This is a genomic window from Brotaphodocola sp. (genome assembly GCF_983179755.1).
The window spans coordinates 1-14,050 of record NZ_CFAHBC010000045.1 but is presented as its reverse complement, the minus strand read 5'-3'; the positions used below and the strand labels follow the sequence as shown (position 1 = coordinate 14,050).

At 48.3% G+C, this 14,050-nt stretch carries 13 protein-coding genes and 1 tRNA gene; 1 reads left to right on the top strand and 13 read right to left on the bottom strand.

The genetic code is table 11. The features are described from left to right. Window positions 1–94: 94 nt before the first annotated feature. The 11 genes from AC4EVX_RS11985 to AC4EVX_RS11935 form a co-directional block, all read right to left on the bottom strand. Window positions 95–169 (bottom strand) — tRNA-Pro (locus AC4EVX_RS11985). Between the two features lie 272 nt (window positions 170–441). After that, window positions 442–927 carry a YfcE family phosphodiesterase gene (locus tag AC4EVX_RS11980; protein WP_177978271.1) on the bottom strand — a complete coding sequence of 162 codons (486 nt, stop codon included), beginning with the start codon at window positions 925–927 and terminating at the stop codon, window positions 442–444. Then, on the bottom strand, window positions 928–1,539 hold the full coding sequence (rdgB, locus tag AC4EVX_RS11975) for an RdgB/HAM1 family non-canonical purine NTP pyrophosphatase (RefSeq protein WP_177978270.1): 612 nt from the start codon (window positions 1,537–1,539) through the stop codon (window positions 928–930). Window positions 1,540–1,651: 112 nt separating this feature from the next. After that, window positions 1,652–3,139, bottom strand: coding sequence for a lectin like domain-containing protein (locus AC4EVX_RS11970; RefSeq protein WP_177978269.1), 1,488 nt, complete (start codon window positions 3,137–3,139; stop codon window positions 1,652–1,654). Beyond that, on the bottom strand, window positions 3,126–4,289 hold the full coding sequence (locus AC4EVX_RS11965; protein WP_177978332.1) for a THUMP domain-containing protein: 1,164 nt from the start codon (window positions 4,287–4,289) through the stop codon (window positions 3,126–3,128). The genes AC4EVX_RS11970 and AC4EVX_RS11965 overlap by 14 nt, the downstream gene beginning before the upstream one ends. Before the next feature lie 78 nt (window positions 4,290–4,367). After that, on the bottom strand, window positions 4,368–4,916 hold the full coding sequence (yfcE, locus tag AC4EVX_RS11960; RefSeq protein ID WP_490160280.1) for a phosphodiesterase: 549 nt from the start codon (window positions 4,914–4,916) through the stop codon (window positions 4,368–4,370). Between the two features lie 290 nt (window positions 4,917–5,206). Beyond that, on the bottom strand, window positions 5,207–5,512 hold the full coding sequence (locus AC4EVX_RS11955; protein WP_177978268.1) for a rhodanese-like domain-containing protein: 306 nt from the start codon (window positions 5,510–5,512) through the stop codon (window positions 5,207–5,209). A gap of 118 nt (window positions 5,513–5,630) precedes the next feature. After that, window positions 5,631–5,903 carry a hypothetical protein gene (locus AC4EVX_RS11950; RefSeq protein ID WP_177978267.1) on the bottom strand — a complete coding sequence of 91 codons (273 nt, stop codon included), beginning with the start codon at window positions 5,901–5,903 and terminating at the stop codon, window positions 5,631–5,633. Window positions 5,904–6,381: 478 nt separating this feature from the next. Further along, window positions 6,382–7,077 (bottom strand): C40 family peptidase, encoded by a 696-nt coding sequence (locus AC4EVX_RS11945; RefSeq protein ID WP_177978266.1) that lies wholly within the window; start codon window positions 7,075–7,077, stop codon window positions 6,382–6,384. Window positions 7,078–7,435: 358 nt separating this feature from the next. Then, window positions 7,436–7,942, bottom strand: coding sequence for a DUF1700 domain-containing protein (locus AC4EVX_RS11940; protein WP_177978265.1), 507 nt, complete (start codon window positions 7,940–7,942; stop codon window positions 7,436–7,438). A 229-nt stretch (window positions 7,943–8,171) separates the two neighbouring features. Then, entirely contained in the window at window positions 8,172–10,109 is a 1,938-nt protein-coding gene (locus AC4EVX_RS11935) for a fructose-1,6-bisphosphatase (protein WP_308450978.1), read from the bottom strand. Between the two features lie 305 nt (window positions 10,110–10,414). Between AC4EVX_RS11935 and AC4EVX_RS11930 the strand changes: the two genes are divergently transcribed. Beyond that, window positions 10,415–11,224, top strand: a complete 810-nt coding sequence (locus AC4EVX_RS11930) for an MBL fold metallo-hydrolase (protein WP_177978330.1) — start codon at window positions 10,415–10,417, stop codon at window positions 11,222–11,224. Window positions 11,225–11,303: 79 nt separating this feature from the next. Here the strand turns inward: AC4EVX_RS11930 and AC4EVX_RS11925 are convergent, their stop codons facing one another. Next, the gene (locus AC4EVX_RS11925) at window positions 11,304–12,287 is read right to left on the bottom strand and encodes a cell wall-binding protein (RefSeq protein ID WP_177978263.1); all 984 of its coding nucleotides are present in this window, start codon (window positions 12,285–12,287) and stop codon (window positions 11,304–11,306) included. 347 nt (window positions 12,288–12,634) lie between these two features. Further along, on the bottom strand, window positions 12,635–14,050 hold a 1,416-nt coding region (rny, locus tag AC4EVX_RS11920; RefSeq protein WP_490160279.1), incomplete at its 5' end, for a ribonuclease Y.

Here is a 14,050-nt window from a genome sequence, read left to right as displayed (position 1 = left end):
GAACCCACGTATCCAGCTTGGAAGGCTGGTGTTCTACCATTGAACTACGCCCGCAGATCATTACAATCTACTTTTTATGTGTTGTCTCACACAGTCGGGGTGACAGGATTCGAACCTGCGACTTCCTGGTCCCAAACCAGGCGCTCTAGCCAAGCTGAGCCACACCCCGGATGTTTTGAAATCGCTTGTTCCAGCTCTGTTTTCGTTCCAACCGCTGTCGAACAACGCGAGTATCATTATAAAACACACATCGGTATTTGTCAACACTTTTTGCAAAACTTTTTTTATTTTTTTCTTTTGCTCGTTTTTGCCCGTTTTTCCAAGGAAAATCAGAGCAGATCTCTCAGAAGGGTATTGGCACCCCTCTGAGAAATCTTGTAATTCTCCGAATCTCCCACCTATCCTCCTACCTATCAAAAACAGGAAAATTCAGATAATCTCTTACAGGTAATATGTGTGGAAATGCACGCGACCATCGTCCTCCATATCCATAATCATGTAGGACGGACGGCGTCCCTCCTGTCTCGGGTAAGAAAGACTGCCCGGATTCAGAATCGTCACCTGATCGCCGATCTCCAGATAAGGGCGGTGCGTGTGACCGTACATTGCGATGTCACAGCCTCGCTCGATCGCCTCCTGCTCAAGTGTCTCAACACCGAGAGAAACGTTGTAGTAGTGACCGTGGGTCAGGAGAATCCGGTGCGGTCCAAGCTCAAGCTCGATCTCCCGTTCAAGTGATGAGAAAAAGTCGTTGTTTCCGCGAACCATGACGATCTCACAGCCCTCGTTGACCCACTTCGGGATTTCCACTTCGCTTCCCTCCGAGTCCCCGAGATGGATCATCATATCGAGCGGAGCTTCTTCCTTCAGAACCCACTTCAGATTATCATCCTTCCGATGCGTATCACTCACAATCAGAATTTTCATCTATTTATTTTCCTCCCCGAGAACTTTTCGCAATTCTTCTTTCATCGCTGAGAGCGCTTTTCCCCGATGGCTAATCTGATTTTTCTGCTCCATCGTGATCTCTGCGGATGTCTTTCCAAATTCAGGAAGATACAGAATCGGATCGTAACCGAATCCACCACAGCCTGCCGATTCTTTGGCGATCAGACCTTCCATCGTCGCCTCCGTGTGAATCACACGACCATCCGGAAGCACGCCTGCAATGTTGCAGACAAAACGCGCGGAACGCTCCCCGCCCTCCGCGTCTTTGAGACGGTCAATGATCGCCTGATTCTTGATCTCATAGGAGGTATCCTCACCGAGATAACGCGCGGAAAGAATTCCCGGCTCTCCTCCGATATAATCCACGACAAGTCCGGAATCATCCGCAAGGACGATGCCCCCCGTGCAGTTCCAGACTGCGCGCGCCTTGATCTCTGCATTTTCAGCAAAGCTCTTTCCATTTTCCTCGATTTCCGGTGTTGCTCCCGCTTCCTTCATCGATAAAATCTCACAGCCGAGATCCCCGAGAATCTCCCGAATCTCCCTCATTTTTCCGGCATTTCCGGTTGCAAATACAATTCTATGTTTCATTTATTTCTCTCTCCCTCTTTTTCTCCCTGTCAAATATTTTTTCTCTATCTCATTTCTATTCCATTACAACCTGCAATTGATTCCTTGAATTCAAGCCAAGGCTCAGGCTCGCTCACCCGCTCTTTTTTTCAATCCTCGTATATGCCTTCAGACACAGATTGCAGTTCTGAGCTTCCTCCGTCCGCTCCCACTGGCTTCCATCCGGGCTCACATATCCCTCTCCATCGCTCAAATCCACGCGGAAACGCCCGTCTCCGGTGTCATACTCGACTGCGGCGGGATGAACTGTCCCCGGTGTCTTCAATCGCACCATGACCGCAAATCGTGTCTGAGGCGGGATGCGTACCGACTGGTCAAGAGAAATCGTATAATAACCGGCATCCTCAAGTTTCCCTTTTGCGCGGGACAGCTTTGTCTTCTTTGCTCCCCCCGCAGAGAGTTTCGCGATCACCGACTCCTGATTTTCCGGAACCTTCGGAATCACATAGACCTCATACTCTGTGTCCCGGTCTGTCGCATAAAATCCAACCGCGCAGAGTGTCTCCGCGCTCTCCCCGGAACGATACACATTTGTCGCCCAGACCGTCTCCTCCCCGTAGCCAATCTGGCCGAGCCATCCACACAGATCACTCTGATAAATCCGGCTGTAATTGTCCGGGTCCTCTGTCCGCGAATAGACCAGGTTTGTCTTTCCGAGATTCCGGTCATAATAGGATACATAAAAGTATCCCGCCTCTCCAAACTGAGTTCCCCAACTGTTCTCACAGAGATACGCCCCATTTCCCGGAACCTTCGTTGTGAAGTTCTCTGCCGGAAAATCATCGTCCCAGCCCACAATCACGACATCGTGGTTTGGAACCTCCTCTCCCTGATAACAGTAAGCCTGAGTCTCCTGATTGTAATAGGCAGTATCCGCCCCTGCCTTCTGAAGTGCCGTGTAAAGCGAACTCTGCACACCTCCGGTCGTATAGACCGCGCGCTTGATCGCCTCACGGTCTCCCTCAGGCAAGAGACGGATCTCCTGAACGTGTTTTACCGGTAAGAGTCCGTCCGGCGAGATCCCATCTCCATAAGGGTCCTGAGACTCCAATACCGGACCCCGCCATGACAGAAGATACGCCATCGCCATCACGTAGTCCCCGCCTTCTTCCGAGTTCAGAATAAAGTCCGGATCGTGCACCATATGGTCCTCCGAGAAATCATAGGACTCCTCCGGAAGCAGAGAGCTTTCAAGCGCCTGCATCGACGCAAACGCCCAACAGGTTCCCTTCTCTCCCTGATCCTTGACCATAGATGTTCTGCCGTCCTGTCTCGCATCATAGAATCTCGGAAGAGGCTCTTTCATGCTTTCCGCACCTTTTGACTCACTCTGAGCCTGTCCCTGATCCGCTGTACTTTCCTGCTCTGTGGTGTTTTCTTGATCTGCAAGCTCTTCCTGCTCTGTAGTCTGACGATTCCCTTTTGAATTTACGTTTGAGTCTTCGCTCTCCCACCGGAATCTCCCACAGCCGGAAGTCAGGGAAACTACCATCAAAACGATGAAAAAACAACACCCCCGTCTGCTCTTCCCAAGTCCTGCTCTGCTTCTACTTCTCCTCATGCTCCAGTTTGCGCTTCGGTGGCTTCGGCCCGAGGAACTGATAGAAATACGTCTTCATCATGCCGTTGTAGATCTTACGGTTGCGGTCTGCCTTTCGTCCCATATATCGCTCGACCTCCTCATACGAGGTGATGATAAATGCTGACCAGCTGTCAAGAGATGCAAAACGCTCTCCGATCTGGCTGTACAGTTCCGGAAGATTCTTCTTGTCCTCAATACGCTCTCCGTAAGGCGGGTTCGTGATCAGAAAACCGTATTTCTTCGGGTGGCTGAGCTGACTCACCGGGCGCTGTTGGAAATGAATCAGGTGCGCCACACCCGCGGATTCCGCATTTGCTCTTGCGGACTTGATGATGTCACCATCCACATCGTATCCCTGAATGTCAACGCTCACACTGTCATCGACAAGCTCTTCGGCCTCGTCCATCGCCTCATACCAGCACTTGCGCGGAATCAGGTTCTTCCAGTCCTCTGAGAGGAAGGAACGATTCATTCCCGGTGCGATGTTGGCAGCGATCATTGCCGCCTCAATCGGAAACGTTCCACTTCCGCAGAACGGGTCAACGAGGATTCTGTCCTTGTTCCACGGAGTCAGCATAATCAATGCCGCTGCAAGGGTCTCCGAGATCGGTGCCTTGCTCGTCAGTTTGCGGTATCCGCGCTTGTGCAGGGACTCTCCGGTCGTATCGAGTGCCACGGTGATCACATCCTTGTAAAATGCCACACGGATCGGATAGGAAGCACCGGTCTCCGGAATCACATCCACGCCGTATGCGCGCTTCATGCGGTCGACCATCGCCTTTTTCATAATCGACTGGATATCGGACGGGCTGAACAGCTTACTCTTGATCGAGTTTGCCTTCTTGACCCAGAATTTTCCGTCTACCGGAATGTACTCCTCCCACGGAAGTGCCTTCGTCTTCTCAAACAGCTCATCAAACGTCACCGCCCGGAATTCTCCGACTTTCAACAGCACTCTCTCCGCTGTCCGCAGAAAGACGTTTGCTCTGCATATCGCCTCTGCGTCTCCGATGAATGTCACCTTTCCATCTTCCACTCGGGAAATCTCATATCCCAGATCCAGAATCTCTCTCTTGAGCACCGCTTCCAGTCCAAAGTGGCAAGGTGCAATCAGTTCGTAGGTTTTTATCGCCATATGTTTTCTTTTCTCCTGCTCGATCATCATCTTCGATGATCGCTGTTCTTTCTAAGTTCTTTTTAAGTTTTTTTAAAAGGTGATCTCTTTCACGATATTGCCGTCAAAATCAATGATCCGGAACGTCTTTCCATCCAAAATCGCATAAGTTGCCGGATTTCCGCCCTTCGGAATTGACACGGAACCCGGATTGAGGATGTAGTTCTCCCCTACCTTGTCCGCACGAAGCAGATGGGTGTGACCGTGAACAAGGATATCTCCTGCCTTTAACGGTGGCATATGCTCCTCATTGAAAATATGTCCATGTGTCGCAAAAAAAGTGAGATCGTTGAGCTCAAGCAGAGCATAATCTGCCATCACCGGGAAATTCAAAACCATCTGGTCGACCTCCGCCTCACAGTTTCCGCGGACGGTACAGATCTCATTCTTGCGCTCATTGAGCATTGCAATCACTTCCTTCGGCGCATACTCCTTCGGAAGATCATTTCTCGGTCCGTGATACAAAAGATCACCAAGCAAAATCAGACGCTCTGCGCCGGAACGGTCATAAGCCTCCAGCATCTTTCTGCAATACCACGCAGATCCATGAACATCTGATGCAAACATATATTTCTTCATCATCGTTTTCTCCTCACAGTTGCCCTTTTCCATCCAGAGTGTTTTATTCTCATATTTTTCTTTTGTTCTCGCGTTTTATCCTTGCGTTTTGTTCACGCCTTCCGCGCTCTTGTCGCTTTCGCAAACTTCTCTGTCAGAAAATGTCAGAAAAAGTCAACCATTCTCCTTCCCTTGTTTTCGGGGCATCTCGTCCCCTGATTGTTACATAATATTTTATAACCTCACCAGATAGTTGTCAACGAAAGACGTCACTGTTCACGCGTTGCGCAAATAACTGAAAGACCCATGAGCCCCTACCCAGTGAGATACTTTCCGCAGTATCCCTCGATTCCTCCATACAGATCCGCTGTCTGAAATCCCATCGCAGACAACGCTCTTGCCACCAGAAGGCTGTTCGGACCATGATAACAGTAAAGAACAATCAGACGGTCTCCTGGAAACTCTGAGATCCGCAGACGCCAGGAATCTCCTGGAAAATTGATCGCCCCGCAAATATGACCCATCTCATAATCCCGGCGCTCCCGCAGATCTGCCAAAAAGATCTCTCTTCCTTCGTCAAGATAGCGTTCCAGATCTCTACTTCCGATCAGACACCACATGCAAAACCCTCTATTGTCCTCTTTTTATCAGCATATGTAACGGTCTCCCACTTTGTCCCAAAACCTTCAAAAGAAACTGGGAAACAAAGCGGAGACCCTCTGAGAATTTCCAGAGTTTTTACTGCTCGTGCCGGTTGCTCTGGTTGTTCATCTTGTTGCGAGAGGAATTTCTCTCATAATTTTTCTCGCGGTAATTCTGGTAATCCTCATAATCCCCGGTGTTGTTCTCACTGCGGTTCGAGTAGGAATCACGGCTGTAATTTCTCGCATTGTTTCTGCTGTTATTCTCGTTTCTGGTGCTGTTTTTACTGTTGTTTCTCATGCTGTTCTGATTGCTGTTCTGTCTGTTGTTCTGACTGTTATTCTGGTTGTCGCTGTAAGAATCTCTCATGTGATTTTCCTCCTGAACATCCTAATTTTTTGATGCAGGATTAGTATGATCCTTCCCTGTCGAATCCATACCGGAAGATTCTGGTTTCCAGTTAATCTCTTGCAATTTTTTGACGTATAACGTATAATAAACTCGAAGAAAATCGATTTCCCTTAAAATCATTTTCTTCAGCCTTATTAATTATTTTATACTCCCCTCAGAAAGAGTCGGAACAGCTCCCCTGTCCCGGCTCTTTCTCCATTTTCCATTTTTGAGGAGATAATTTTGAAGATAAAAAAAATATGCCTTGGCGCATTCTATCAAAGTTTTTTTATATGATAGGACACAATTTTCTATCATACAAAAAAGACGGCAAAAGGCCATACAACGCCTCATCCCGTCTTTTTATTTTATGTATTTTCCTGCTGTCCTATTCAATTTCTCTATTTCTCATTTTTAACTGATTCTGGTCTGACAGATAAGTGAAAATCAGAATCGATTAGAATACACTGACAATCTTGATCGGTGTGCGGTAGTTCCACTTGGAAACTTTGATACCGGTACGCTCTGTGGATGCGTGAACGATCTTGCCATCTCCAATGTACATCGCTACATGGCTGATGCTGGAGCCACTTCCGTAGAAGATCAGATCTCCCGGCTGCATATCATTTGAACTAATCTTGTGTCCCTGTGTTGCCTGAGAGCTTGAAGAACGATTCATGGAGATTCCTGCTGCATGCTCCATAACATATTTTACAAATCCGGAACAATCAGCTCCGGTATGTGGGTCATTTCCACCTGCACGGTACTTTCCGCCTACAAACTGAAGTGCGTAAGCTACAACATTCTGGCGAGCATCTGCCTTTGCCTGAACTGCTGCTTCCTCGGCTGCCTTTGTTTCCTCAGCTGCCTTCTTCTCTGCGAGAGCTTTCTGAACAGCGATATCCGGACCAGCCTGCATATCGATAACCTCTGCCTCGGCATCTGCTACCTCTTCTTCCTCAATCTGAACGGCTTCCTCGACAACCCCTGCCACGTTCTCGATTTCCGGAATCTCAAGCTCTGGGAGATTCAATGCCTCAGAGATTTTAATTGCCTTTGTTGAGGTCTCTGCGCGGGATACCATAGGGCTTGTCCAGAATACAGAACCCGTTGCCAGCACTGCTGTGGCTATATAAAGTACCGATTTATTCATTTCCTACATCCACTCCAATCCAGAATTTGTATTTACGTTGTTTGTTATTTCTATGATTTCTATGTTCTCAAACCGATGCCGGAGAGGGCTTCCACCGTTTTACAGCTTCCAGCTCTCTTCCGGCACCGTAATTATTACATAATTATTAAATATGTTACATCGTTATTATACATATTCAGATTGGGCGCGTCAAGTTTTTTGGACCATTGTTTACATTTTATTAATATTTTGTGACGGTTTCCTGCGCAGTTTTCTCTGTTTTTTTGTCACTATTGACTTATTCGATTCTCCCATTCGACTCTCATAGCAATCAAGCTAAGGCGCAATTGGCTTCGCCTCTTCACCGCCGGCTATCTCTCTACCGTCCCTTCACAAACCACATCACTAACATCACGAGGAAAATGATCGGAAGAAGCGGAATCAGAACACTCAAAATTCCTCCCACAATCGTGATGATCAGCGTCACCACCAAGATAGCGACAAGAACTGCTCCGAGCTTCCAGTACCACTTATTCAAATCGTAATAGTGCACACTGGAATTGCCCGTAAAAATATTTCCCTGCTGTCCCTGTGATTCGCCGTCACCTGCATATCCGCCATCCGCAGCACCCGCAGATCCGAATGGAATGAAGGAGCGATACTCCTCAAACATTCCTTCTCCCGCTCCCGGCGTTGCATCCATAATTGTTCTCGCAATCAGACGCGGATCTCCGAGTTCTTCCATCACATCCCTCTCGGATCTCCCCTTCTGCACCTCTGAGCGGATATAATCGCTGTAATAGCGCAGATTTTCCCGCACAGTCTCAGGTGGTACATTTCCAGAAAGAGCTGACTGCAATCCCTGTAAAAATTCTGTCTTATTCATCGTCTTCTCTGTCTTCCTCTCATTCCGTTCTCATCCGACTTCCTATATCTGTCTACATTTGTCTGTCCCAGTTTTTCTCGCTGTATTTCTCTGCCTCTATTTCTCTGGCTGTATTTCTTTAGCTTTACTTCTCTGGTGTTATTTCTTTCGCTTTGTTTTTCTGCCTTTATTCCAATCTCTATGACTTTGTTTTTCTGACCGTCCTTGTCAAATTTTATTTTCTCATTTCTTAATCATTCTGTTCCTTGATGTCACCTCTTCTAAATGCTGCCACAAGCTCGGTCAGATCCTCAATCATCGCCTTCAGTTCTTTTCCCTTGTCGGTATTTCCAACCATCACCCTGCTCTTCATCTTCTCAACGATGGAGACGCGCGGAGTGCTCTCCACATCCGGATTAAACGGCTTGTGCTCCGCAAGTGCCAGATGATTGGAATTGTAAATCAGAGTGTAGCCCGCAATTCCCGTGTATTTCTGATAAGCCTTTGACAGACCTCCATCAATGACAAAGAGTTTTCCGTTTGCCTTCACCGGTGTCTCTCCATCCTTGATCTTCACCGGCACATGACCGTTGATGATATGAGAGCCCTGTTTCGACAGTCCGAATTCCTCAAAAATCCGGTCGCAGACCTCCTCTTTCTGACTCAACTTGTAGTACGGATTCATGTGTTCTCGCTGAAGTGCCTTGTCTGCAACAAAGTAATGCTCAAATGTCGTCATCTTATCTTTTCCAAATACCGGTGATTTCGCTCCGCACCACAGATACCACATGAAATCTTTCGCGCGCTCCTTGCCCGGCTCTCCATCGTTCAGGAAGTAAGCCTGGCGGATCTGACCACTGATATAATCCATCAGCGCACGACCGGACAGCGGTTCGCCGTCGCAGATCATCTCCTCGAAACTGCCATCCTCCTTCATCGGGATACATCCGTGATACATCAGGTTGCCATTACAGCACTTGTAAAGCTCTCCTCTCGCATAGAGGAAACGGATGTGGCGGTGCAGAAGCTCACTGTGCTTAAATGAGAGCACGAGCGTGTGGAGAAGTTCTTCCTCCTCCTTCGAGAGCTTGAGCGGATGTGCCGGATCGATTGTCGGGAAATTCGTGTCAAGAAGCGGGTAGCTCTTTCCGCCGATCGTCACGGTTCCTGCATTGTAATCCACCTGCTCGAGCAAGATTCGATCATCCATCTTGTATCCCGGATGACGACGGATAATCTGACCCTCCACCTTGAACTGGAGCACTGCAATCGCCTTGTGCATCTTTGCCGCAAGTCCCGGATCAACCGCATCGTAAATGTTCTGGTCGAGAATCTTCGGCGTAAAACGGGTACACGGATCATCGCGGTAAACCTTCGCCGCAAACATCGAGAGCGGACGCAGATTAATTCCATATCCATCCTCAAGCACATCAAAGCTGTTGTAGCTGATCGCAATTCTCAGAACGTTGCAGACACACGCCGGATTGCCGGTTGCCGCACCCATCCAGGAGATGTCATGATTTCCCCACTGAATGTCGACATCGTGGAACTGCATCAGCTCATTCATGATGATGTCCGCGCGCGGTCCTCGATCAAAGATGTCTCCGATGATGTGCAGATTGTCAATCGTCAGGTTCTGGATCAGCTCACAGATTGCAGAAATGAACTTGTCTGCAACCTTCGTGTCAATGATCGCACGAATGATTTCCCCATAATATACCCGTTTATTCTCATCATTATAATCCACATGAAGCAATTCGTCGATGACGTAGGCGAACTCCTTCGGCATCTTTTTTCTGACTTTGGAGCGGGTGTATTTTGATGCCACGACCTTGCAGATCTCCACAAGACGATAGATCGTGATTCTCTGCCAATCCTCCGTGCATCGATCCTCCGCGATCAAACGCGCCAGATTGCGGTCCGGATAATAGATCAGATTCGCCAGTTCAACCTGCTCATCCTCCGGAATAATGTGACCAAATGTCTCACGAATTTTCTCACGGATAATTCCGGACGCACTCCGAAGCAGGTAAACGAATGCCTCATACTCTCCGTGAAGGTCACTGAAGAAATACTCGGTTCCCTTCGGCAGACCACAGATTGCCTTTAAGTTGATGATCTCACTCGAAGCCGCCTTGACACTCGGATATTCTCTCGCCAACAGCCTCAGATATTCCAAATCTCTCATAATACATCTTCTCCCGCTCCGCAACATGTTACTGTTTCTGTGTTGCATAAACAGTAACGGATTTTGCCGGTGCTTTCCATTCTAAGTCGGCAAAATCTGCTACCACCACTGTATCATTCGGCATTTTCCGTTCAGAAGATGCCTACCCGTGTACAGTAACACAAAACTATAAAACTACAACTTTCCCTGCCAGTAAACATTGCATTTTTTATAGAATTATAGTAGCATAAAGTAATGTTGGGGTCAAATCCTTACTGAGGAGAAAGTCACTCTGAATTATGTATCAGGTTGTTAAAACTGGAGGAATACACATGGAACAATTATATGTTTTTGGAACCGGAAATGCCGCTGTCACCCGTTGCTACAACACCTGTTTTGCGATCAGGCAGGATGATCAGTTCTTCATGGTTGATGCCGGAGGCGGAAATGGAATTCTTCGCATTCTCGAAGATATGAATGTCCGCTACGAGCAGATCCATCATCTCTTCGTGACTCACGAGCACACCGATCACATTCTCGGTGTCGTGTGGATGGTTCGCTTTGTCGCAACCCGCATCCTGAACGGAAGCTATGAGGGCGATTTTCATATCTACTGCCACGAGGATCTCGTCTCCACGATCGACACATTTTGCCGTCTGACACTTCAGGGCAAACTTTACCGTCTAATCGGTGACCGGATTCACCTGACCGCTGTCCACGACGGTGAGACCCTCCATATTCTTGAAAGTGATGTAACTTTCTTCGACATTCATTCCACGAAGGCAAAGCAGTACGGATTCACAATGAGACTCAAGAACAGAAAGCGTTTGACCTGTGCCGGAGACGAGCCGTACAATGATCTGTGTGAGAAATACGTCGCCGGCAGTGACTGGCTTCTCCATGAGGCATTCTGTCTCTACGAGGACCGCGAGCGATTCAAGCCCTACGAGAAACATCACAGCACCGCAAAAGATGCAAGCGAACTGGCAGAACGTCTCGGTGTCGCAAACCTTGTACTGTGGCACACGGAGGACAAGACCCTTGCCACCCGCAAGGAGCTCTACACCGCCGAAGCCCGCAAATATTTCCACGGAAATGTCTATGTACCGAACGATGAGGAGATTCTGGATCTGTAAAGAAAAAGATCTGGCTATTGAAATTCTTCAGCCAGATCTTTTTTGCTGTTTGTTATTATACGCTCTCCGATCAATTAACTTAGTCCGTCTTCGGCGTTCCATCATATCCGAGGATCGTTCCATCCGGTGTCATCGTATTCGTAAGCATCACGCCATTCTTGTCGCAGTAATATCTCTTTCCGTTCCAATCGATCCATCCGGTCTTCATGTAACCGTCCTCACCGAAGAAATACCACTTGCCATCAATTTCTTCCCAGCCATTCCTGGTGTAGGTCTTATCGCTGTGCTTATACCACCAGCCGATCTGATCCGATACCCACTCTCCGGTCACTGGCATTCCTCCACCTTCTCCATTTCGGATTCTTGTGGCGTCCTCAGAACTCAGGGTGATGACGGTAGACTCCTTCCAGGTTCCCTTGTTATCCTGGTTGACCTTGTTGACCGGGCGTACCTTAACCTGATAATCTCCCGGTTTCGTCATTGCACTCTGGAAATTGTAATGAGAATCTGTCGTCGTAAGCATCGTCGCTCCAACGCCCTCGCCATTCCGGTACAGTCGCACTTCATAACTTCCTGCGCCTCGAACTTCCTTCCAGATTGCATATCCATTGTTTGTCAGCATCACATCTGACTGATCCCCGACCGTCTCTGCGAGCGACGGCAGTTTCACCGTGAGCTTAAGCGTCTCCGAGGAATCCTCCTTCGTCGCCTTGACATAGGTTGCACCGGAGAGCTTCACAGAGCTTGCCTTTGTCAGTGAGAAATAGTATCCGGCTTCAGCCCTCAGATAGATGCTGATCTTCGGGATGTCATTTTCCTCCCACTCGAAACCGTCATTCTCCACATCGTAGTAATCGTAGTAGTATTTTCCTCCCTTGACGCTCACATCAATGGTCTCTTCTCCGATTCGCGTCTCCGGCTGAATCTCTGCCTCCACCTCAATATTCACAGAACTGATTCTCTTTCTGCTCGCTCCAAAAACCGGCATCGCTACCAGCCCTGCAAACAGACATCCGAGCGTCAGCAATCCTGCGATTTTTGCGGCTGTCTTTGTCTTTCTCACTTGTTCCCCCTCCATCTCCATATGCTGATTTCTGGTATTTCTCAGACCACTTCGTTACTGTTCACACGTATACAGTAACACCTTTTCTGCCTTCACTGTATTACACGAAAACTCTCCTGTCAAGCGACTTCCCTGATTCGTAAACTTTAAAGCAAAATCGTAAGAAAAAAGCTAAGTATTATGATCAATAAGCCTGTCCCTGCAAAGCTTTAAATTGAATCAGACGCCATCGCCCATAAAATGAAAAAGACCGGAGATGTACGGGCATTTCTGCCACATACATCCTCGATCTTTTTGTACTCTATGATAGTGATATTCTGTCTATCATCTATCATTTTATAGCTCATTTATTTCGCGTAATCAGTTGCACGAGACTCACGGATCACATTCACCTTGATCTGTCCCGGATATTCCAGCTCATCCTCGATGCGCTTGGAAATCTCGCGTGCCATCAGCACCATATCATCGTCGGAAACCTGTTCCGGAACAACCATGATACGCACCTCACGACCTGCCTGAATCGCAAAAGACTTGTCTACTCCCTTGAAAGAGTTCGTGATATCCTCAAGCTGTTTCAGACGGTTTGTATACGTCTCAAGAGTCTCTCGTCTTGCACCCGGTCTTGCAGCGGAAATCGTATCTGCCGCCTGTACCAGACATGCAATCAGGCTCTGAGGTTCTACATCTCCATGATGGGACTCCACCGCATTGATCACAGTCGGGGACTCCTTATACTTCCGGCACAGTTCTGCACCAAGCTGTACATGAGAGCCTTCCATCTCGTGATCGACGGATTTGCCGATATCATGCAGAAGACCTGCACGCTTTGCCATACGAACGTCCACGCCGACCTCGGCTGCAAGAAGTCCGCAGAGCTGAGCGACCTCGATAGAATGTTTCAGTGCGTTCTGTCCATAACTGGTACGGAATTTCATCTTTCCAAGCAGTTTCACGAGCTCCGGATGGATTCCATGGATTCCAACTTCGAGCGTAGCGGACTCACCGTCCTCACGCATGTTCGACTCCACTTCGCGCTGTGCTTTCTCCACCATCTCCTCGATTCTTGCCGGATGAATACGTCCATCCACAATCAGGCGTTCCAGAGCAATCCTTGCCACCTCACGGCGGATCGGATCAAAACCAGAAAGAACAACTGCCTCCGGGGTATCATCGATGATCAACTCTACGCCGGTCAGGGTCTCTAAGGTACGGATATTACGACCCTCACGTCCAATGATTCGACCCTTCATCTCGTCATTCGGAAGCTGTACCACCGATACCGTGCTCTCAGCCACATGATCTGCCGCACATCTCTGAATTGCAGTAACCACATAGTCTTTGGCCTTCTTATCGGCTTCTTCCTTTGCCTTGTTCTCCATCTCCTTAATCATCTTGGCAGTGTCATGCTTGACCTCCGCCTCAACAGATCGGAGAAGATATTCCTTTGCCTGCTCCGTTGTCAGTCCAGAGATTCGCTCCAGTTCCTCGATTCCCTTCTCATAGAGGGCTTCCGTCTCGGCGTTGCGCCGGTTTAAAGCCTCCTCACGGGCTGCGAGGGCTGATTCCCGCTTCTCCATGTTCTCTGATTTCTTGTCCAGATTCTCTTCCTTGCTCAGTACACGCCTCTCATAGCGCTGAAGTTCCGCTCTTCTTTCCTTTGTCTCTTTATCCAGCTCATTCTTCGTCTTTAAAGACTCTTCCTTCGCCTCCAGGAGAGCTTCTCGCTTCTTTGTCTCTGCCGTCTTTAACGCTTCATCTATTAT